The 23,032-nt window shown below is 47.0% G+C and carries 15 protein-coding genes and 1 riboswitch; of the genes, 9 read left to right on the top strand and 6 right to left on the bottom strand.

Annotated elements, in window-relative coordinates:
• The coding region (locus tag ACEW9O_RS23640) for a cohesin domain-containing protein (RefSeq protein WP_373552686.1) at positions 1–1,453 on the top strand (1,453 nt) is incomplete at its 5' end.
• Between the two features lie 140 nt (positions 1,454–1,593).
• Positions 1,594–1,988: riboswitch (cobalamin riboswitch) on the top strand.
• 113 nt (positions 1,989–2,101) lie between these two features.
• Entirely contained in the window at positions 2,102–4,084 is a 1,983-nt protein-coding gene (locus tag ACEW9O_RS23635; protein WP_373552685.1) for a TonB-dependent receptor plug domain-containing protein, read from the top strand.
• 227 nt (positions 4,085–4,311) lie between these two features.
• Here ACEW9O_RS23635 and ACEW9O_RS23630 read toward each other — a convergent pair whose 3' ends face one another.
• From ACEW9O_RS23630 to ACEW9O_RS23620, 3 genes are all read right to left on the bottom strand, one after another.
• Positions 4,312–5,760, bottom strand: coding sequence for a hypothetical protein (locus tag ACEW9O_RS23630; RefSeq protein ID WP_373552684.1), 1,449 nt, complete (start codon positions 5,758–5,760; stop codon positions 4,312–4,314).
• Between the two features lie 558 nt (positions 5,761–6,318).
• Complete coding sequence (locus ACEW9O_RS23625) at positions 6,319–7,719, bottom strand: vanadium-dependent haloperoxidase (protein WP_373552683.1); 1,401 nt, start codon at positions 7,717–7,719, stop codon at positions 6,319–6,321.
• A 37-nt stretch (positions 7,720–7,756) separates the two neighbouring features.
• Positions 7,757–8,242 (bottom strand): hypothetical protein, encoded by a 486-nt coding sequence (locus tag ACEW9O_RS23620; RefSeq protein ID WP_373552682.1) that lies wholly within the window; start codon positions 8,240–8,242, stop codon positions 7,757–7,759.
• A gap of 809 nt (positions 8,243–9,051) precedes the next feature.
• On the opposite strand from ACEW9O_RS23620, the gene rpe reads away from it, so the two are divergent.
• The 3 genes from rpe (at position 9,052) to ACEW9O_RS23605 (ending at position 12,622) form a co-directional block, all read left to right on the top strand.
• On the top strand, positions 9,052–9,726 hold the full coding sequence (gene rpe, locus ACEW9O_RS23615; protein WP_373552681.1) for a ribulose-phosphate 3-epimerase: 675 nt from the start codon (positions 9,052–9,054) through the stop codon (positions 9,724–9,726).
• A 101-nt stretch (positions 9,727–9,827) separates the two neighbouring features.
• Positions 9,828–12,365, top strand: coding sequence for a carboxypeptidase-like regulatory domain-containing protein (locus ACEW9O_RS23610; RefSeq protein WP_373552680.1), 2,538 nt, complete (start codon positions 9,828–9,830; stop codon positions 12,363–12,365).
• An 80-nt stretch (positions 12,366–12,445) separates the two neighbouring features.
• Positions 12,446–12,622 (top strand): hypothetical protein, encoded by a 177-nt coding sequence (locus tag ACEW9O_RS23605; protein ID WP_373552679.1) that lies wholly within the window; start codon positions 12,446–12,448, stop codon positions 12,620–12,622.
• Positions 12,623–12,713: 91 nt separating this feature from the next.
• On the opposite strand, the gene ACEW9O_RS23600 is transcribed toward ACEW9O_RS23605, so the two are convergent.
• Complete coding sequence (locus ACEW9O_RS23600; RefSeq protein ID WP_373552678.1) at positions 12,714–14,234, bottom strand: ATP-binding protein; 1,521 nt, start codon at positions 14,232–14,234, stop codon at positions 12,714–12,716.
• Positions 14,235–14,428: 194 nt separating this feature from the next.
• Here ACEW9O_RS23600 and ACEW9O_RS23595 point away from each other — a divergent pair, with 194 nt between their 5' ends.
• The 4 genes from ACEW9O_RS23595 to ACEW9O_RS23580 all read left to right on the top strand — a co-directional run bounded on the left by ACEW9O_RS23595 (position 14,429) and on the right by ACEW9O_RS23580 (position 21,290).
• On the top strand, positions 14,429–16,060 hold the full coding sequence (locus tag ACEW9O_RS23595) for an NAD(P)-binding protein (protein WP_373552677.1): 1,632 nt from the start codon (positions 14,429–14,431) through the stop codon (positions 16,058–16,060).
• A 27-nt stretch (positions 16,061–16,087) separates the two neighbouring features.
• Complete coding sequence (gene nifJ / locus ACEW9O_RS23590; RefSeq protein WP_373552676.1) at positions 16,088–19,657, top strand: pyruvate:ferredoxin (flavodoxin) oxidoreductase; 3,570 nt, start codon at positions 16,088–16,090, stop codon at positions 19,655–19,657.
• A 393-nt stretch (positions 19,658–20,050) separates the two neighbouring features.
• Positions 20,051–20,482: a hypothetical protein gene (locus tag ACEW9O_RS23585; RefSeq protein WP_373552675.1), complete on the top strand. Its 432-nt coding sequence runs from the start codon at positions 20,051–20,053 to the stop codon at positions 20,480–20,482.
• Positions 20,483–20,876: 394 nt separating this feature from the next.
• On the top strand, positions 20,877–21,290 hold the full coding sequence (locus tag ACEW9O_RS23580) for a hypothetical protein (protein WP_373552674.1): 414 nt from the start codon (positions 20,877–20,879) through the stop codon (positions 21,288–21,290).
• Positions 21,291–21,375: 85 nt separating this feature from the next.
• On the opposite strand, the gene ACEW9O_RS23575 is transcribed toward ACEW9O_RS23580, so the two are convergent.
• Positions 21,376–22,626: a type II toxin-antitoxin system HipA family toxin gene (locus tag ACEW9O_RS23575; RefSeq protein ID WP_373552673.1), complete on the bottom strand. Its 1,251-nt coding sequence runs from the start codon at positions 22,624–22,626 to the stop codon at positions 21,376–21,378.
• Positions 22,623–22,922, bottom strand: coding sequence for a helix-turn-helix domain-containing protein (locus ACEW9O_RS23570; RefSeq protein ID WP_373552672.1), 300 nt, complete (start codon positions 22,920–22,922; stop codon positions 22,623–22,625). The genes ACEW9O_RS23575 and ACEW9O_RS23570 overlap by 4 nt, the downstream gene beginning before the upstream one ends.
• Positions 22,923–23,032 lie beyond the last annotated feature (110 nt).

Genomic DNA, 23,032 nt, shown 5'->3' with positions numbered 1-23,032 from the left:
AGGACCAGAAACCCTGAACGGTTTGAAACTGGTGACCAAGTACTCGATCAACCGCGTAGGTGATCCAGTGGTTTCTACTCAAACTGGTTTGAACCTGACTTGTGCTGACGCTGGTAAAGTAGTATTGGTTGAATTGCACGCATGGGACAATGCTGGTAAGGACGACTTCTGTGTAACTTACATCGAAGTTCAGGACAACCGCAAAGTTTGTGGAGTAGTTGGTTCAGTTAATTCTATTGCTGGTACGATCGCAACTGAAGGCAATGCTAACCTGCAAGGTGCAACCATCACTTTGAGTGGTGCTGCTTCTCAGGCTCAGGCTACTTCAGCTACTGGTGGTTACTCTTTCCTCAACCTGAGCAAAGGAGCTGACTTCACGGTAACGCCACAATTGGACAAAAACCACCTGAATGGTGTATCTACTTTTGACCTGGTATTGATCCAAAAGCACATCCTGAATGTACAGGCCCTGAACAGCCCATACAAATTGATTGCTGCTGACGTGAACAATTCCAAGTCGATTTCAACTTTGGACATGATCCAGTTGCGGAAATTGATCTTGAACATCGACACGCACTTCGCCAACAACACCTCCTGGAGATTCGTAGATGGAACCTATCAATTCCCCGATCCAAGCAATCCATGGAGTGCTGCGTTCCCGGAAGTAGTCAACGTCAACGACTTGGCTGGTGATATTCGAGCCAACTTCATGGCCGTCAAGATTGGTGATGTCAATGGCAGTGCAACTACGGTAAGCGGTGCAACTTCCAGTGAACTACGCAGCGGCAAAACCCTGCTGTTCAATACCGAGGAGCAAAGCCTACAGGCTGGTCAACTCATTCAAGTGCCGATCAAGGTGAAAGCTGAAGAGGCGATTCAAGGCTGGCAGTTCACCCTCAATTGGGATGAATCGGCCCTGAGCCTGGAAGATGTTGACTATGGTTTGGTGAAAGCCGATCAAACGGGCGTCTTTGCCGATCGAGGTATGCTGACCACTTCCTGGAATGACCGGAATGCCAAACTGAAAGCAGAAGAAGTACTCTATACCTTGACTTTGCGGGCAAAACAAGCGGGCCAACTCAGCAAGTTGCTGCGTTTGAACGGCAGCCTGACCACTGCGGAAGCCTACAATGCAATGGACGAAGTAATCGGGGTACAACTCAACTTTGGCCAGGTACAAGGGCAGGACCTTTACGTTTTGGAGCAAAACAATCCAAACCCATTTATGGATGAAACCTCCATCGGCTTCTATTTGCCCAAAGCAAGTAGTGCTGTACTCACGGTTCGGGATGTAAAAGGAAGTTTGATATACCGCATCCAAGGTGACTATGCCAAAGGACGTAACCAGGTTACTTTGAGCCAGGCACAGTTGCACACGAGTGGAGTATTCTACTACACCTTACAAACCGACGCGTTTACACAAACGCGTAAGATGGTGTTAACCAACAAATAAACTTATTATATTAAAGGGTGTACGTATTCGTATACCCTTCATTTACTATATCGTATTTTGTTATTAGCAATCTTTCAGGCGTGTCTCTTTTTTTGGGGAGACACGCTTTTTTTATTTGCCACATTTCCCCCCATTCCCTACCTTCGCCCCCGATCTACGGTGCCATGCACCACCCGGCGGGTGGTGCATGGCTTAATAGGGAATCCGGTGCAAAGCCGGAGCTGTCCCCGCAACTGTAAGTTTCGATTAGGCTGTAAGAAGAAGCTGTTTGAATTTTTGGGGCGAGGCGAAAATAAGTCCATTTTAGCCCAAATAAGGCACGAAAAGTGGAGTTTAGCAGAAGCTAAATGAGCATTTTCGGAACGCAATTTGGGGGAAAATGGATTATTTGTAGCCCGTCAAAAAAATTCAAACAGCTTCTAAAACAGCCTTTTTAGTTGCTGCCCTTTTCTGGCCACTGGAGCAAATCTCAACTCCGGGAAGGCTGGCTGCAATGAAACGAGCCAGGAGACCTGCCGCTGATAATCCTTAGCCGACACCCGCGGAAGGACGGGTTTGGGTCGAGTGCTTGTTACCTTATTGCTTATGGCCATCTCTAAGCGGACTTCCTCTGCGGAACACCTTCAGGGTATGCCACAATTTTTAACCATGTTTAAAGCATTCAACACGCTGGCACTGGCGCTAGGGCTATGTGCAGGTCCAGTATTCCTGTTTTCCCAAAACAGCACAACAGCAGATTCCATCAAACAACTCGATCAGGTGGTCATCACGGCCACCAAACACGAGCGCAAGCAAAGCCAAACCGGTAAAGTACTTACCGTGATCAGCGCGGAAGTTTTGGAGCGCTCCTCGGGCCAAACCCTGGCTGATTTGCTCAATCGCCAGGTCGGAATCATCATCAACGGCGCTCAAAACAACCTGGGCACCAATCAAAGTGTGTACATTCGGGGCGCCGGAATCGGTTATTCGCTGATTCTGCTGGACGGCATTCCATTGTACGATCCTTCCAATTTGAGCAACAATTTTGACCTGAACCTCATCCCCATCGATCAAATCGAACGCATCGAAATCCTGAAGGGTGGGCAATCCACCTTGTATGGCTCCGATGCCCTGGCGGGGGTCATCAACATCATTAGCAAAAAAAGTTTTCAAAAACCGCTGGAGCTTCAGGCTTTGGTGGGAGCAGGCAGTTACGGTACCTGGAAAGGAAACCTTAGCCTGGGCGGACAAACTGAAAAAACCAGCTACAGCGCCCAGTACAGCCACTTGAATAGCCAAGGGTTTTCCTCGGCTTTGGATGAAAAGGAACTGGGTGGTTTTGACAAAGATGGTTTTGTGGAAAACAACCTTAGCGCTCAACTCAAACAGCGCATTGTACCTGGCCTTTTGCTCAAAGGTATGTTCAACTACAATACCTATACTGCGGACATCGACGCGGGTGCTTTTGTGGATGATCGCGATTACATCACCGCCAGCAACAACCTCCTGGGGGGAGCAGGACTGGTTTTTGACAAACAATACTTGCGTCTGACGGTAAACTATGTTTACAACGCCACCGAGCGGATTTTTGAAGATGATTCGACCTCCGTACCGGCGACGGCTTTCGACAAATATTCCCGTACTGACTACCAGGGCAAATCCAATTTTTTGGAGGCTTATGGCAATTTTAAGTTTGGGCAAAAAATGGACTTCCTGCTGGGCATCGAAAACCGCAGCCAAAACATGAATCAGTTGTACCGCTCGATCAGCGATTTTGGGGAATACCTGGACGAATTGAAGGCTGATTTTACGCAGTCCAACCTCTTGAGTACTTACGCCTCTTTAAATGTGTCCAAACTTGGCATTTTTGGGTTTGAAGTGGGGGGAAGATTTAATCAACACTCCGAATTTGGGACTTTCACGACTTACAATGCAAACCCCTACATTCTTCTCAATCAACAATTTAAAGCCTTCATCAATCTGTCAAGCAGTTTTAAAGCGCCTACGCAGTACCAACTCTTCTCTGCTTATGGCAACCAGGAACTGAGACCAGAAACGGGTACCAACTTTGAAGCGGGAGCACAATGGTTCAGCAAGGATCAAACCACTCAGTTTCGGGCCGTTTATTTCCAACGTTCACTCCAGGATGTGATCATTTTCCGCTCTACCTCCGCGCCACCTTTTGGTCAATACCTCAATTTTAACCAACAAGACGATGCGGGTTTAGAGTTGGAAGGGCAAATGCAATGGACCAAACTCAAGCTGGGCTTCAACTACACTTATGTGGATGGTAAAGTGACCACTGCCCTGAGTTCAGGCCGAGACACGACGTATTTTAACCTGCTTCGTCGCCCAAAACATGCCGTCAACCTGAATATTGGCTACAGTTTAAGCAAAAACTGGGAGGCTAGCCTCTCGGTACGCAGTGTCAGCAAACGCATCGACAATTACTTTGACAACAGTAGTTTCGAATCCTCCGAGGTGGAATTGGATCCTTATTTGACCCTAGATTTGTACCAGGAATATCGGATCAAACCGAACTTGAAAGTCTTTTTGGATTTGCGCAACCTCAGCAATCAAAAGTTAGTTGACCTGTACGGGTACAATTCCCGGAGGTTTAATTTTATGCTGGGCTTGCAGGGCAAATTTTAAGATTACACAAAGGAATATTTTCTAAAGCGACATTTTTTTTAGCACAAAGGAAAAAAAAGAGGACACAAAGGACACAAAGCGAAGCGTCGTCAACGTCTAACTTTGTGTCCTTTGTGCTTCTTTGTGCTTTCTTTGTGAAATTATGTCGCTTTGGAATTATTTTGAAAATTCGGGATGACTCATGTTTGGTGCTAATTTTCTTTGTCGTGGATAGTTTCTGCGCTGACCTATCCCCCCATTTCCTCCAGCAACCAACTCCGATTGATCACACTATCCGTCGCCTCTATTTTCGCCCGCAGGGCTTTTAGTTTTTCCTCCAACGCACTGCGGGTATAAGTCCCACCGTGGTGTTTCAATTCCACTAATTTTTTAGCAAAACGTAGGAAGTTCGTGTATTCTTTGCGCTGGGTTGGCGACATTTTTTTGTTGCGCATTACAAAAATACGGAAGGTTTCAATCAGCGACAGCAATGCCTCGGTATCCTTGAGGGCATAATAAGTGCGCAACATCAAGAAGTTGGAGTTCAAATAATACATTACATCCGTGAACTGTACATGCAGCAGATTGGACAACACCAGCTTGTACTGTTTTTTATTGTAGAACAAATAAGCCAGGTTGTAATTGTATACATTTTCACGTTTGGTAGGCGGGAGCATCGACTTGTATTCCTGCAAAAAACGCTCGGTCCAGTCAAATTCGCGCAAGTTGCCACCCAGGGTTGCTATGTTTTTGTAGTTGTATTCAGTAATGATGCCATTGCTGAGCAGGATATTGGTTTCCAGTCCGCGCTTGTACAAATCAAACAACTCCCGTTTGTATTCTTCATCACCCATCATACTGCGGCGAATACAATAGTTGCTGGCGAAACCATACAGGTCCTTTTGAGCTTCTGGACTAAAATGTTCAAATGATTCGTTGAGCATCCTTTTTAACTCCTGGTAATGTGCCGCATTGCCTTCATCCTGCATGGTTTGCAGAATGGTCCAATACAGCCGGATCGACCAATCCTGGTCCTGCTTAGGCGTATTGATGTAATGCGTTTGGATGTGCTCAAGCAAAGGTGTGAGTAGCCCGAAATCGTAATGGGTATTGACCTGCATGGAGTTGGCGGTCAGGTGGCAACAATTGCGCAGTTTTTCGATCAAAAAAGAACGATCGAGGTGGTTGAGCATGGACTGGAAAGTTTCCGTTTTGGTGCGGTCTACGTAGTTGCCACCGTAATAGCCCAGGTTGTTGTCCATGCGATAATGGGCATAATGGAAAAAATAGTCTTCAAATTTTTGATCGGCCAAATGTTTTTCCAGCAGCTTGGCCCGATTGGTCATGAGTTCAAACTGGTTGCGCTCAAACGTGGCCTCCAGCGTGTACAAATCTTCGAGCAAAGGTTGTTTTTCAATGTAGTCAATGGCTAAAAACCGATGAAACAGTTTTTTAAGGTTCGACATCACATTGTGCAACTTCTGTTCGTCAAAAGTACTCTTCGGAAAAATCTTTTGGTACACTTTCTCCCGATTCAGTGGAGCGTCCCCTTTAGCAACGGACTTGAGAATGAGTTCCAGCAAGTCTATCGTCGGTTTGTGCTGGTTAAAAAAAGGCGATTGCACCAACTGACGGAGGCGTTCACGGTCGCGTTGACCCAATTCTGCGATATATTTTACAAGTTTACTGTCCTTCATAAAAAGGTAAAAAATTATTTTTAAGGCTAAAAAATAGGTTTAAAAATCTGATAACCAATTTTTTAAACCAATGAATGCTTTGGAAATTAGTCCAGTAAGATAGTTAATTGTACTTAATTTCACAATATTGTTCTGCTACATTTGTATCATGAAGAAGGACAAACAACATCCTTTGGATTAAAAAACGGCTCACGCTGGCAAATTGTAATTCCTACGACGACCTAATTTTTTTTTTTTAAGACGACAAGGACCAACACTGACAAATTTTTTTTCCCACTGAATGTAAAAATTTTTGGCGCCCCCAACGCCTTTCTTTTTGGGGACTTATAATCTCATGAGTGCGTTGGAAGGGTTCCGTAAATACTATTGCGGAACCCTTTTTTTTTACCCACTACAATGGTGAGTGACATCTACCCTTTTATTCCTTCAAATCTTGGGCAATGCCTGCATCCACTGGGCAATGCCCTTTTTTATGCGCGTTCGTAAGTAGAAAAAGGCTGCTTCGCATTTTTTCTACGAAACAGCCTCTTTTTATTGGGCCATCAAATCAGCACATTATTACTTGCGCCAAGGCAAACTGTTCACTTTTTTTCCAATACCGTAACCCATTGCGACACCAGAGGTTGCATCCATTCGGAAGTGCACCCCAATCGGTAAGCGAGAGTAAGCATTTTCTTCGGCCATTTGACGGAAGCTGTTAAAGGAACGAGGCTTACCAATGAACTCGGTACGGCCTTCATGGCAACGATCGGTGAACTGATAGTTTTCCCCAAAAATACCTGAGAAAATTTCAGCAGCAACCGCACCAAAAGTAGCGTGACCGGAAGGATAGGCTGGGAATGGTGGCGTGAAATAACGGCCAGAGCCATCGGGACACATCACCGAATTCCAGGTATTTGCACCAGGCATTACTTCGCGGATGTAATCAATTGGACGTTCGTAATTGTAGGTGAATTTTTGGTGCCAGGCGCGGATACCCGCGTCACAAAGCCCCAAACCTACCCGAGCATAGATTTCCACAGCTTCACCTAAGTTCAACTTTTCTTTTTCTATCAATTGGCTAGCTACCGCAATAAAACGCCCTGCGGGTGTAAAAGTCAAGGTAGCACAATCATCGCTCCAAAAGTCGGCAATCCAAAGCTCACTAGGTGCTCCACCTGCCTTGATTTGATTGACCAGTTTAAATGGCTCCAGCGCTTGTTTGTAAATTTCGGAGTTGGGATCGGTGCTGTATGCCAGTGGTTCTGGACACTTATCTGTGGCGTCAGCCACAAAAGTGCGCACCTTGCCCCAATAAGGCAATAAGGCTGGAGAGTAATCAGGGAAAGTGGGTTGCCATTTGCCTGGACCGGTTGGTGGAACGTAGCTAGGGTCAGTGGTACGCAAGAACGCCCCATCCCCATCTTTATCCGTCCTGGACCAGTTGAATACGGCATCAGCTACCTGCCGACCATAGTCAAGCGAACGCACATAAACGTCGTTGGGTACCTCGAACCGGAACTTTTCATTGTAGTCCTGCTCCAGAGAATAGACCGTGAACAACTGGGCAGCTGGGGCAGTAGGGTAAAAATGAGTGATTGAGCGGGCATAGGTTGCATTTAGCACCGTTGGCCAATGGTAGGTTTCACCAGCGTTGGGTTCTGGAATGTCCAGTCCTTTAAAATAACCATCAAAAGAATTGTATTCGCGTGACATGCCATTTACAATTGCTTCATAGGCAGCCAGGCCAGTATAGCCTAAGGTGCGCGCGGCAATTGGTGGGCGGTAACCTCGGGAAAAACGCTCTATATCCAATTGTACTGTATTCCAAGCTTTTGCCAGTTCGTAAGATTCTTTCAAGGGGTCACCTGAAGGATTATCTGTGATATCGGTAGGGTCATCTTTTTGGCAGTTAAAGACTGCCACTGCGAGTAGGGCCATCATGGCCAGATTACGAAGAGTGAGTAGCCAATTTCTCATAGGATTATTGTTGACTTGTTAGAATGCATTAATCAGATTATTGACAAGCCTCTTTGGAGGCCTGCAAGAATTTTTTGTTCCACTGCAGGGCAGCCTGAGGATTTTGATGTTCCACTTTCATCAAAAAATTCAACACCTGCTCTTCTTGTGTCTCGCGTTGCACTTTTAGTTCCATGATCTGGAGTGCAATGAGTGAATCAATCTGTCCACTGCGGGTAATCAGATTGAGCGAAACTGTATCAAGCGTAGTATAAAAAATTTTGAATTGTTTTAAGAGACCAGCATTGCGGATTTTAATCATGTTCTCCCGGCGACCAGAAGGCATGGTATCAGGCAATACTTGATCCAGGCGAGTAGATACTTTGTCCCAAAGCGAATCAATGGTATGTTCGTAACGTTGATTGGTACAATTGAGCTGCTTAAGTTCGGCCAGAAGGCTTTTGCCTTCCTCTTCAAAAGGCAATTCTTTTGGATTACAAGCCGTGCATACCAAGCACAATGCCAAAAAACGATACTTATTCATACGAACGCTGATCAAAAATCGGTTTTGAGAACGCTCAAATTATTTCGTTGAGCGAATTTAAGGTCAGCAAGGAAGGAAACGATAACCAAATCGATCAGGAGAACGCAAAAAAATGATCAAACGTAAAAAATGATCAATATTGAGGACGATTTTTCTCGAATAAAAAGAATTACAAAGAATTAGCTACAAATGTAAAAACTATGTAGCGAACTTGTCAAGTTTTTGTCGGATATTTTTTCAAAGACTTACACCCTTGGATTCAAACAGCGGCCCTATATATTAAGGTATAAGCTTAGTGGTTGGGATTTTTCGATCGATTTACAGAAGAGAAACAAAAAAATGGGTAAAAAATACGTGGATAAAAGAAAAAAACGGGAGGGTGTTTCCTTAGAAACAGAGTTTTGATCTGCACTTAAAAAGCTGAAAATGAAGAATATGGGTGGATTTTATGTAAATAAAAAAACCAGTAATTTGAAAAGATGTACTTAGCAATCGAGAAAAAAGATAAGACATTTGTATTGTCAGAAGGAAATAAGCGATCAACTACTAACAAACAGGACAACAACACAACAAAACGGGACCTCAGTTAAAAACGCATTTATAATCCCGTGAACAAAACAATTTTTGTTTCTTAAAGATTTTTTTAGGATGTCAAACGAGATGTCCTTGGTATGTAGATAGCCTCTCAAAGCTCTTTTTGGAAAGCCGGTTGGGTTACCTGACCGGTTTTTTTTATTTTTGTCTCAAAGCAAGTGCAAAATAAAGCTTTTCTTTACAAAATTCAAGTATTATATAAAATTTTTTCTTAAATGAGCCAACATCTCGTTGCGCCTTCGCTTCTCGCCGCTGATTTCACTCAATTGGCCGCCGAAATGGACCTTGTCAATCGCAGTCAAGCCGATTGGCTACACTTCGATGTCATGGATGGGCGTTTTGTACCAAATCTTTCATTCGGATTCCCCGTATTAGAAGCAGTGCGAAAACTGTGCCAAAAACCCATCGACGTTCATTTAATGATCGTAGAACCCGAAAAATACATCTCCGAGTTTCGCGACCGGGGTGCCGATGTGATTACGGTGCACTACGAAGCCTGTACGCATCTGCATCGCACCATCCAACAAATCAAGGCCAGTGGGGCCAAGGCCGGAGTAGCCTTAAACCCACATACTCCGGTGGAGCTCCTGGAGGACATCCTGGAAGATGTGGATTTGATCTTGATCATGTCGGTCAATCCGGGTTTTGGCGGACAAAAATTCATTTATCGCACCCTTCCTAAAATCCGTCGCTTAAAAGATCGTTTGATAGAGCGAAACCTCCATCCGCTGATCGAAATTGATGGCGGGGTAGGGCTACAAAACGCCGAAGAATTGCTCAAAGCTGGTGCCAATGTACTGGTAGCAGGCAATAGTGTTTTTTCGGCCCAAGACCCCGAAGCCACCATTGCCCAATTGAAGGCGATCGGGGAGGAGGTGTATAAATTTTAAGGTTCCAAAGTTCCAGTGTTCCAAGCTGGTCACTGAGCGAAGTCGAAGTGCCGCTTGGAACACTGGAACTTTGGAACACTGGAACCTTGGAACTTTAAAACATGAAACAAGCTATACTTTGCCTTTTTACTTTTTTTTGGATTGCAAGCGCCTTTGCCCAGGAAGACAACCTGGCCCGCATTACCGGAACCGTTAAAGATGGCTCGAACAACCAGATGGTCGAACTGGTCACCATCTACGTTCGGGGAACCCAAATCAATACGTCCAGCTCCGAAAACGGCCGCTATAGCCTAGATGTACCCGCCAACCGCGATCTGGAACTGGTTTTTTCCAGAGTAGGCTACAAAGAATCAGTCGTAAATGTCAAGGCCATGCCGCCACGCAGTGCCAAACAAATTGACGTGGAGTTGGCGCCCATTGACTCGGACATTGAATTTGTAGTGCGGGAAAGCCGCCTTGAAACGGCGGGTATGGTGCGCGAAGGAGTAGACCAGTTCAAAGTGCTGCCGACTACCACGGGTAACCTGGAAAGTATCTTGCCAAGTATTGCCTTGGGTACCAGCAGTGGAACCGGGGGTGAACTCAGCTCTCAATACAACGTGCGAGGCGGGAACTACGACGAAAACCTCGTGTACGTCAACGATTTTGAAATTTACCGCCCTCAACTGATCCGGGCCGGGCAACAGGAAGGCTTGAGTTTTCCCAACATCGACCTGATGCGCGACCTGTCCTTTTCTTCGGGAGGTTTTGAGGCGAGGTACGGCGACAAACAATCTTCGGTACTCGACATCAAGTACAAACGCCCGGATAGTTTGCGGGCTTCTGCAGCAGCCAGTTTTTTGGGTGGTTCTACCCACATTGAAGGCAGTTTTAAAACCGGAAAGGACAATTTTCGCCGTTTTCGTTACCTCGCTGGTGCGCGTTACAAAACCAACCGCTATTTGTTGAGCTCACTGGATGTGAAAGGGGAATATGTCCCCAATTTTGCGGATATTCAGACTTACCTCACTTACGACATTACCCGCGACTTGCAGGTCGGTTTCCTAGGCAACTACAACCGTTCAAGGTATACTTTTGTCCCCGAAGAGGGCTCCAGTGCTTTTGGTTTGATCAACTACGCGCTGCAATTGTATACCGTATTTGAAGGCCGCGAAGTCGACGATTTTACCACCTCAATGGGTGGGCTTTCGCTCACTTATCTGCCCGACCGCAAGCGCAACCCACTGTTTCTAAAACTCCTGGGTTCACGTTTTCGCTCGGATGAAAATGAACGATTTGACATCATCGGCGATTACAGCTTGCGCGAAATTGAATCCAATTTTGGTAGCGGCAACTTTGGAGATGTCATTTCCGAATTGGGCACGGGTACCCAGCACCTTTACGTGCGCAATTTCCTCAACATTGATGTGACCAATCTAGAGCACCGTGGCGGCATCGAGTTTCAAACCACGCACCTCAACTCCGAAGTCACCAGCAGCCACTTCCTGCAATGGGCCCTCAAATACCAGCAAGAAAACATCAACGACCGCATCAACGAATGGGAGCGCCTGGATTCAGCGGGTTATTCCATCCCTTACGATACTGCCAATATTTACCTGTTCAACGTACTCAAAACCAGCAACCAGCTCAGTTCCAATCGGATCAACGGCTTTTTTCAGGATACCTACACCTTCCGCAACAACGGCAAGGGGGAATGGCGGATTTCGGCTGGGGTGCGGGCCACGTACTGGGATTTGAACGAGGAGATGTTGATTTCACCCCGGGCACAGCTCTTGTACAAACCCTTAAAGGGCGAAAAGGACATTTCCTATCGCCTGGCAGCAGGTTTGTACGTGCAACCACCTTTTTACCGCGAAATGCGCGCTCCAGATGGCACAGTCAATACCGACCTCAAAGCACAAAAATCGCTGCACCTGGTGGCGGGCCTGACCTACGATTTTTACATGGGCCAAAACCCCAAAAAATTCCGCCTGATCGGGGAGGCTTATTACAAGTCGCTCTGGGATATGGTGTCGTATGAGATTGAAAACGTGCGGATTCGCTACTCGGGGCGCAATGATTCGGAAGGTTACATCACGGGGTTGGACCTGCGGATGAACGGCGAATTTGTGCCCGGCGCGGAATCTTACATCAACCTCTCCTTCCTGCGGGCTCGTGAACGCATCCTGGGCGTACAGCACCTGGTGCGGGAAATTGGTCAGGAAGAAGCAACTCCGGTCAAGGACGTACCCCGCCCCACCGACCGTTTTTTCAATCTCTCGATGTTTTTCCAGGATTACCTGCCGAAAAACGAAAATTTCAAGATGCACTTGAACCTCACGGTAGGTGGGGGACTTCCCTACGGTTTGCGCGGCAACAACATCGTGTACCGCAACACTTACCGCTTCAATCCCTATCACCGGGTAGACATTGGTTTTTCCATCCAAATGTGGGATCGCCTCAAAATGGCGGCTAAAAAACCCAATCACTACCTGCGCTTCACCCGCAATTCCTGGCTCAGCCTCGAAGTGTTCAACCTCCTAGATGTGCAAAACCAAGCGGGCAACAACTGGATCAAAACCATTTTTCAACAACAATACGCCATCCCTACTTATTTGACCTCACGGAGGATCAATTTGAGATTGCGGGTGGACTTTTAATTAGTGATGAATGATAAATGATGAGTTATGAATGTTTGGCTCTGATTCATCATTTATCATTCATCGTTCATCACTCAATTATGGCCAAATCCAAAACTCCACCACCAGCTCCCGCCGCCCCCAAGATGAGTTTTGGGCGCAAGGTGCTGATTTTCTTTATTCTGCTGATCATTCTTTCCTTTTTGTTGGATGCATTGGGGGTGCCGATTGTGCATCGGTCGGAGGAGGAAAAGGTGTTGGAACATCCGCATCGGTAATGACCACCGCCACGTTCAGCATCCCTTTGCTATTGGGTGCCGCTAAGATTTCGGGGTTTGAACTTGGATTTTCTCGGGGCTAAGCTTCTATTTACTCAAAATCCTTCTCTTCGTCATAATCTACCAAATACGTACGGATTTCGACGCTATTCAGTACCTCATTCCCTTCCACCACTGGCGGTGGGTAACGCAGGTGATTGGGGGTAAAAACGAGGTATACAGCTTTGCTTAAACCCAGGCGTGAAGCGTAATACGCCAGTTGATTTTTGCCCTTTTCAAATTGGGCGAAACCATAATATTTCTTGGCTTCGACAATAAATTCTCTACCCTGGATGTTCAGCAATAGATCACTTTTTCCCAATCCTGTACTGGCCTCCCGGTAACTTTTTCCGCCAGTTTGTTGCACAAATGCTGCCAAAAAAGTCTCAAAGCTGTAAATTAATCCCGCCTCTTTGATGCTGGTGAATTTACCCTGTTCATCTTTTTCTCGGAACACGCCAAACCCCCTGCGCTTGGCATAAGCCTTGTAGGAATCAATCAACAAATCAAGGTTGAGTTGACCATCGGGCAGAAAGAAGTCAGCAGCATAAATCGTTGCACTAATGCGGTCTTTTTCACCATTGGTATAGGGATAAAACACATCGTGCAAGCGTTTTTTGTAATAGGGTACCCAGAATTGCACATTTCCCCCTTCTCCTTTTCGTATCAAACCATTGGTATGCAATACCTTGATGGCCTCTCGGTCGATTCGGAAAGGAATTTCAATATCCGTAAACAACAGGGATTCAATAAAAGGGCGAAATGCCCGGGCCTGCTTGAGGATATTGGCAAAGTTTTTGTCGATGGCTTCGGTCAGGTACCATTCTTCTACCGCCAGATAGTCTTGATAATTGATCAGCGCTTTGTCTTTATTCCGAGCCACCAATTGGTAGGCAAATCCATTGACCAAGCCGGGCTGGTTGGCAGTGATTTCGCTAATTTTTTGGATCACCCGAGGCTCAAAATGCTGCCCGGTTTCCAGCTCGTGTTGATGGAGGAGTTCGGCTGTTTCGACATCCGTAAAGTAGGGTACATTCAGGTTATCGGCGATGTTGAAAGGGCTGGCATTGTCTTCGGCTACCCCAACGATATTGCTTACACCTACCAGAATCACACTTTTTAAACAATGATCCTGGCGGGAATGGTACAGATTGCGAATGGTATGTAGGAATTGGCCAAAAAGATCAGGGTTTAGTCCTTCTACTTCGTCAAAAATGAGGACTACTTTACCCACTTCTTGCTGTTGTACAGCAACTGAAAAATCACTAAAAGAATGGGCGGCACCTAAATTATAGCCCATTTTTTGAAAAGCAGCAACCAACTCCGCCAACAATGATTCCTGAGACGTTCCTTTGTAGTTTTCAAAATTAAATTGAGCTACTTTATATTCTGTTTGGGTTAAACGCTCATTCAACTGCCTGAAATAAGTACTCTTCCCCGTTTGGCGCGGAGCCCAGATTGTGAAATAACGATCCCGTTCTACCAAGGTTAGTCCCGTCAGAATCAGATCTTCCCGGAACAACGTATAGTGTTGCTCCGGGATATTCGGCCCCGAAGTGTTGAAATAGCGCATTTGCGATGTATTTGGCCTAAAAATACAAAAATCTCGGCGAAGGTGATGGCGAAGGTTCATGCATAGGTTTTTACAATTGACAAAGGATCAAAAAATCACCCCCACCCACTGACCTTCCTCATTTGCCACCCCCCCAATAAGCAAGACCTTAGGCCTGATAAGCTTCCAGCATTCACCATTTGAATGAGTACGTCATGCCGATCCTAGATAAAGACCTGGTGCAGCCCTCTGACCTCCAATCGCATAGCAAAGGAACTGGGGCCCTGCGTTCACAAATTCCCCAATACATCGATTATTTGCCGCCTTGCAACAATGCCTGTCCCGCTGGCGAAAACATCCAGGCCTGGTTGGGGCTCGCGCAGGAAGGCCGTTACGCTGAAGCCTGGCAAAAATTGGTGGAAGAAAACCCACTCCCCGCGGTACATGGCCGGGTCTGTTACCACCCTTGTGAAGACCATTGCAACCGCACATTTATGGATACTCCGGTCAGCATCCATGCGATTGAACGTTTTTTGGGGGATAAGGCTCTGGAAGAAGGCTGGGAGATCGAATTGAAGGTACCGCTATCGGGTAAAAAAGTCCTGATTGTAGGTGGAGGTCCCAGTGGTATTTCCGCTGCATACCACCTGCGGCGGGCAGGCCATGAGGTCGAAATTCGGGAAGCCGGACCGATCCTGGGTGGCATGATGCACTTTGGGATTCCCCCTTATCGCCTGCCGCGCAACATCCTTGATGCGGAAATCCAACGCATCGTCAACCTGGGCATCAAAGTAACCCTGAACCATAAAGTGGAAAATCTCCTGGTAGAAAAAGAGGCCGGAGCTTTTGATGCTGTATTTGTAGCGGTTGGTGCCCATTTGTCCAAAAAAGTGGACATCCCCTCCCGCGATGCTGGTCAAATCCTCGATGCCCTCACCTTTTTAAAAGATACCGAAACGGGCAATGCCCCCAAACTAGGCCGCAAGGTAGCCATCTACGGTGGGGGCAATACGGCCATGGACGCCGCGCGGGTGGCCAAACGCCTGGGCTACGAGCCCCTGATCATTTACCGCCGCGACCGCGAACACATGCCCGCCCACTCCTTTGAAGCCGACGAAGCACTAGCTGAAGGTGTAAAAATCAATTGGCTGCGCACCATCAAGGAAATCAATGAGCAGGAAATCAAGGTGGAAGTGATGGAAGTCAATGCCGAGGGCAAACCCGTCGGCACCGGGCAATTTGAAACCCTGGAAGCCGATGCCCTAATTCTGGCTCTGGGACAAGACAGCGACATTTCCTTTTTACAAAATATCTCCGACATCAGTTTTGATCAGGATGGTAGGGTAGTGGTTGGCCCGGACATGATGACGGGTGCCAAGGGCGTTTTTGCCGGCGGCGATATGGTTCCCAGCGAACGCACGGTGACTGTAGCCGTCGGACATGGCAAAAAAGCCGCCCGCCACATTGATGCTTTTTTGCGCAATACTACCTACCAAAAAGCGCCCAAACACCCCGTGGTCGGTTTTGAACGCCTCCACATTTGGTACAAAACCTTTGCACCCCAAAGTCCTCAACCCCAAGTAGCAGAGGCAGTACGGGTACAGGATTTTCGGGAAGTACTCGGTGGTTTATCCGAAGCAGCAGCCCGATTTGAAGCCCAACGATGCCTGTCTTGTGGCAATTGCTTTGAATGTGATGGCTGTTATGGTGCTTGCCAGGAAGAGGCGGTCATCAAATTGGGCAAAGGTAATCGCTACCGCTTTGACCTGACCAAGTGCACGGGTTGCGCGGTCTGTTTTGAGCAATGCCCTTGCCACGCCATCGAAATGGCCCCTGAGCTATCCTAATTATTCACCTGAAGCAACCACAAAACCATGTCAAAGTCCAATATACAAGTGACCATCGATGGCAATGAAGCAACTGCCTACATTGCTTACCGCGTCAATGAGGTTTGTGCCATTTATCCCATTACCCCTTCCTCCACCATGGCCGAACTGGCCGATGAGTGGTCGGCTCAAAAAGTAAAAAACATCTGGGGGCACGTACCCGAAGTCATCGAAATGCAAAGTGAGGGTGGCGCAGCAGGTGCCGTACACGGTGCTTTACAAACGGGAGCGTTGACTACCACCTTTACCGCTTCGCAGGGTTTGATGCTCATGTTGCCCAACATGTACAAAATTGCCGGGGAGTTGACCAGTGCGGTATTTCATGTTGCCGCCCGGTCTTTGGCCGCGCAGGCTTTGTCCATTTTTGGTGACCACAGCGACGTGATGGCGGCCCGGAGCACGGGTTTTTCTATGCTTTGTTCGGCTTCCGTACAGGAGGCGCACGACCTAGCTTTGATCGCGCAAGCAGCTACCTTAAAAGCCCGCTTGCCTTTCATCCATTTTTTTGATGGCTTTAGAACTTCCCACGAAGTCAATAAAATCAGCCTGATTGCCGATGAGGTCATTTTAAAAATGATTGATGAAAAAGACATCATCGCCCACCGCCAGCGTGGCCTGAGCCCAGAACGTCCAATGGTGCGGGGTACTGCTCAAAACCCCGATGTCTATTTCCAGGGACGTGAAACGGTCAACCCCTTTTATGCCCGCACGCCCGAAATTGTCCAAAACGCGATGGACCACTTCGCCGCTTTAACGGGTCGTCAGTATCGACTTTTTGAATATTTCGGGGCTGAAGATGCGGAGCGAGTGATCATCCTGATGGGTTCTGGCGCTCAAACCGCCATCGAAACGTGCAAACACTTGCAATCCGCTGGTGAAAAAATCGGGGTCGTTCAAATCCGTTTGTTCCGACCCTTTTCCATGCAACACTTGCTGGCCGCTTTACCCACATCGGTGAAAAAAATTGCGGTATTGGATCGTTGCAAAGAACCTGGCGCAGCGGGCGAACCCCTGTACCAAGACGTGATTACAGCGCTGGTAGAAGGGCAATCACAAGGGCTTTGGGCTCAGTTGCCCCTGGTTGTTGGGGGACGTTATGGCTTGTCCAGCAAAGAATTCACCCCAGGGATGGTCAAAGGGATTTTTGATGAATTGAAAAAAAGCCAGCCCAAAAACCACTTTACCATCGGGATCAACGATGACGTTTCGGGCAGCAGTTTGACCTACGAGGCATTGGACCTGGAGGATCAGGATTTGACCCAGGCCCTGTTTTTTGCCCTCGGTGCGGATGGCACGGTGGGTGCCAATAAAAACAGCATCAAAATCATTGGGGAAAATACCCAGCTACATGCTCAAGGGTATTTTGTGTACGATTCCAAAAAATCCGGTTCACAGACGGTTTCCCACCTGCGTTTTGGCAAAAATCCCATTCGGGCGCCTTACCTGATTCGGGAGGCTGATTTTATCGCCTGCCACAAGTTCAATTTTGTGCAAAAAGTGGACATGTTGCAGTACGCCAAACCCGGTGGCACCTTTTTGCTCAACAGTCCCTATGGACCAGACGAGATTTGGGAACAATTGCCTCATCCCGTGCAAGCGGCCATTTTGGACAAAAAACTTCGCTTTTATGTGATTGACGCCTCCAAAGTTGCTGAAGAAGTAGACATGGGCAACCGCATCAACACCATCATGCAGGTTTGTTTCTTCGCCTTGTCGGGGGTACTGCCGAGGGAAGACGCCATTGCCGAGATCAAACACGCGATCAAAAAGACTTATAGTAAAAAAGGTGAGGCGGTCGTTTATCAAAACTTCAAAGCAGTGGATTCAACCTTGCTCCATTTGTACGAAGTGACCGAGATGCCAGAAGCGGGTAGCCAAAGTGAATTTCCGGAAATTGTTTCGGCAGCGGCACCGCAATTTGTAAGGGAAGTTACGGCCATGATGATGGACGGTCGGGGAGACGAATTGCCCGTAAGCGCCATGCCGATCGATGGCACTTATCCCAGCGGCACTACCAAATGGGAAAAACGCAACATTTCCGACCTGATCCCGATCTGGGAGCCTGACCTGTGCATTCAGTGTGGCAACTGTAGTTTTGTTTGCCCCCACAGCGTCATTCGATCCAAGTTTTACCACGAACAAAACTTGCAAAAAGCGCCGGAAGGATTTGCATCTGCCCCCATCAACGCCCGCGGTTTCCCCGAAACACGCTACACCTTGCAGGTTTACCTGGAGGACTGCACCGGCTGTAATCTTTGCGTGGAGGCTTGCCCAGTAGTGGATACCCAGTCTCCCGAGCGCAAAGCCATCAACATGGCTCCCAAAGCTCCGGTTTTGGAGAAAGAACGTGAAAATATCCGCTTTTTTGAAACCATGCCTTACAACGATCGGGGCAAAATTGACTATTCGCTGGTGCGGGGTGTACAATTTTTGGAACCTTTGTTTGAGTTCTCGGGTGCTTGTGCGGGTTGTGGGGAAACGCCTTATTTGCGTACTGTTTCCCAATTGTTTGGCGACCGCCTGATTGTGGCCAATGCCACGGGCTGCTCTTCCATTTTTGGCGGGAACTTGCCTACGACACCCTGGACGAAAAATGCCGAGGGTCGTGGACCCGCCTGGTCGAACTCGCTCTTTGAAGACAATGCCGAATTTGGTCTGGGTATGCGTATTTCGGTGGATAAACATGTCGAAATGGCTAAGGACTTGCTCCAACGGATGCGGGGACAAATCGACCCAAGCCTGATTGAGGACATCCTGCAAGCCAGCCAAAAAACGGAATCCGAAATTGCGTTACAGCGCCATCGGGTAGATCATTTGAATGCCCTTTTGGCCAACTTGCAGCACCCGGATGCGGAGCATCTCCGCTCCATCAGCGAGTACTTTGTGCGCCGCAGTGTATGGCTGGTGGGTGGCGACGGTTGGGCTTACGACATTGGTTCCTCAGGCCTGGATCATGCCATGGCCAGTGGCAAAGACATCAACGTTCTGGTCATGGATACCGAAGTGTACTCCAATACCGGTGGCCAAATGTCCAAAGCGACTCCAACGGCGGCTACCGCAAAATTTGCCGCAGCCGGAAAACGGGTGGGTAAAAAGGATTTAGCCATGCAAGCCATTTCGTACGGCAACGTCTACGTGGCGCAAATTGCCATGGGCGCCAATCCGCAACAAACCTTACTGGCACTGCGCGAAGCCGAAGCCTACCCCGGCCCTTCCTTGATTCTGGCCTACAGCCACTGCATCGCGCATGGAATCGACATGGAAAAAGGAATGGACCAACAAAACCTGGCGGTAGCCTCCGGGTATTGGCCGCTGATTCGTTACAACCCGATGTTGCGCAAGGCGAAGAAAAATCCCTTTGTGCTGGATTCCCCCCGGCCAGTCATTCCATTGACCGAATATGCTTATCGGGAATTGCGTTACAAGGATTTGCTGCGTACGAACCCAGGCGAGGCGGAATATTTGATGCAATTGGCGCAGGAAATTGTGGACTTGCGTTGGCAAAATTATGAGAACATGGCCGGGTGGAAGGCGGAGGCGTTTCAGCCGATGGCGTAGGTGTGAGTATTCGGGTATAGATTAACACAGGGGCTTGAAAACCAAAGCGACATAGTAGCACAAAGGACACCAAGGTGGCACAAAGGGCACAAAGTTAGACGTTGACGACGCTTTGCTTTGTGCCTTTTGTGCATTACCGCTGGTCCAGGTCTCCAGACCTGTACCATTATATGCACGTCTTCAGACGTGCGTAATTAAAGGAAAATGAGTTTTTAACCGCTTAGGAATAAATGCGCTCCAACAAAAAGATCGTTACTTTCGTTAAACATCGTGCATACTTATGCGTCTGGAGACGCGCGAATATTGGTTCAAGTCTGGAGACTTGAACCAGCGGCCAGGAGACCATGCACCAGCGTTATGCCTTAGAAGTGAATGGGACAACAAAGACATCCAATGAAAACAACCTTTGATTTTCACCCATATTCAAACCTTGGTCCTATCCGTTTCGGGATGACCAAAGATGAAATCCTTCTGCTTTTTCCGGATGAAGACTATGAAGAATTTTATAGAGGAGATGAAGATTCTACCCCTACTGGTTCGATTGAAAGCCTGGGGATATTCATTTGTTATGATGAAGCCATGACTTGCGAAGCGTTGGAGTTTACACAGTCTGCTGAATTTATATTCGAAGGTGTGAGTCTATTTGAACAGACATATGCGAATATAAAAAACATAATAGATCGCTACGATGCTGAACTGGAAGAAGATGAATCTGGTTTCACATCATACAAACTAGGATTTGGTTGTTTTATTATTGATGAAACGGATCAAAACTTACCACCGGAAGGAATAATTGCATTTAGAAGGGGGTACTATGATCGTTAAAATTGAAGTGCAAAATATGGCACCAGCGTTGTGCGTTGAAAATTAATGAGTAACACTTGGCCAGCGGGGTAGAAATAAGCTCCCACCACATGAGTACTCAGTAGCATCTGAGTACATTGATGCGCAATATGAACCTGTTTACACAAAAAAGGAGCTTCAGCAAGAAATCTCAAAATCGGTTTGGTTTACTACGGGAAAGTATGACCGCGATGACCCATTCTATGAGTACTGTATACCAACGAAAAAATATCGAACTATCCTAAGTGTAGTATGGCCAGATTAAGAAAAAACTCAAGCTACTGGACATTTTTGTAGAAAAGCCTTTATCCAAAGCTTTCCCCCCCAAATTGCAACCTAAAACTTTTTCCGTATCTTTGTATAAATCCGAGCAACAATGAACGACAACTTAATCATCATGGGAGTCAACGCACCGCGTATCCATCAGGCAATCATTGCCAAGTTGATTTATGGCTTGACGGATTTATACCTCAATGCTCAAACCCAACTCTTTCCGTATCCCGAAACAATGATTGATGAAAGCCAAACCAGTCCTGCTCCCGATGTAATGCTGGTGCATACCCAAACGGATTTGACCAAAGCGATCATTGAAATTACCCACACCCAAGGGGTTAAAAAGGATGCCCAAAAACTTCAGGAATTGATGCAAGTATACGATATCCCCGAAGGTTTCATTTACGATTATAAGCTGGGGATTTGGTACAAATACGACCTTCACAAAGGAGAGCAAAAAGAAAACTCCTCCTGGTGCAATGCGGTTGAAGTTGATTTGGCTAAGCTGTTGTTTTAAGTTTTCATCAACCCGAGCATGCCCTTCAGCTAATAAAAACTATCGAACTGGTTATCAATCAAACAGAAAAACGCCATAAACTCATTCACCAGCGAAAAGCAGCCTCCATCAAATTTTGTTCCTGTTTAGCAATCCCGATTTGAGTGGCTACTTTTCGCCAGTTGCTGACCACACTTTTCACTTGTTCCAGAATAACTTTCATTTCAGGTAGCGTCAATTGGAAATATTGCCCAACACTGATTGCCAGTTCAAAATCCAGTGCATTGTTGTCCATATCAATGTTCAAGGCCAGTCCATCCTTGTCGGTGGAGGGGTTGAGGTCGTATGCTGGGCTAAGGCTCCAACCGTTTGAGGACAATAAAAACCCGTGATTCCGCAAGTGGTCATCGGCATTTGAAACAGCAATATGAAAAACAATGCGTCGCCACAACTGGTGCAGATCAGCAGTGATGTTTGCTCCAGAAAAACGGATGAACTCTGCCAAATCCAGGTAACTTGGGGTGTATGTTTTGAGTGTTTCTTCATTGTTTCCAGTCATGGTCATTGCTGAAGCAAAGTGGACGCGTTCACCTTGCATCCGGTCAAAACGTTTGGTCAAAAAAGTATTATGCTTGCCATTTACTTTCATCATTTTGGATTCTGCCATGACTATTCCCGCCCCCAAAGCGAGTTTGTAGAGCAGAAACTCCCAGGCTCCCTTATCAACCTCGTCGTGTTGTGAAGGAAATTTTGCAATCCAGGCGTGCCCTTGTTCATCGCGTACATTGGCCTTGGGACGGGCACCTCCCAAGGATGACCCCGGGGCAACCAGAATGGCCAGCCACTTTTTGATTTCTTTGTTTTCTGTATCCGACTCGATGATCTGGGCTGCCTGCTGCAATTCCCGGATTGAAGAAATGGGGGGAATGGGATATTGAGCCGCATCGCTCAAAAACGGACCATCAGGATCAGTTTTGAAGCGCAAGGCTCCCATGCGGCTTTCGTCCTGAACACCAAGTAAAAAATCAATGTCATAAAGCGTTGGGGCGGGTTTCCCAGCTTCTTTGGCCAATTGTGCAGCCCTGCGTTTCATCAGGGTACGCCCCCAACGGTCGGGCATCGAGTCGAGAAAAACGCCAAAGTTTTCTTTACCGTTGGGGAATTGTGGCCCGCTAAACCAGCCGATGTCGGGATCCAGCAGCAACTGTTCCTTTGATTGTACCCAGTCTCGGGCGTATTCGAAGCTAAATGCTTTCTTGCCTTTCGCCTGATGTGCCGAAAGAATACCTACCATTTTGGGTGTATTCATCCCCAACCAGTGGGCGTAAACCCAAATATCCGTCTTGTTTGTGCTCATTTCTCTTTGCCTAAAAGTTCCAAATCCTGGAGTTTCCTGCCCAATTCATCGTCTGCAGCCAATTTTAAAAAATCATCCTGTAGTCCCAGAACGCGCAGTACATTGAAATAAGCACCCATTGACACCCCTGGGTTCCCTTTTTCTATTTGATAAAGTGTGGCTCGGTTGATATCCGCTCTTTCGGCAACTTGTATAGTAGTCAGTTTACGTCTTTTCCGGGCTAATTTGATGTTTTGGCCCACTTGCTCGAAGATTTTTAAATGCTTCGGGAAGAGCATTTGTTTTTTGCTTTTCATAAGGTGTTGTTTATTATTAGCAAATTTATCATTTTTGCATAAAATAAACAACAGAATATTCAACCCTTAGTGATTGTTGATGCATAAATAAAGGATGAATTTTGAATCTA

This window comes from Haliscomenobacter sp., assembly GCF_041740695.1.
GTDB lineage: Bacteria > Bacteroidota > Bacteroidia > Chitinophagales > Saprospiraceae > Haliscomenobacter.
This window is presented reverse-complemented; position numbering and strand designations above follow the sequence as displayed.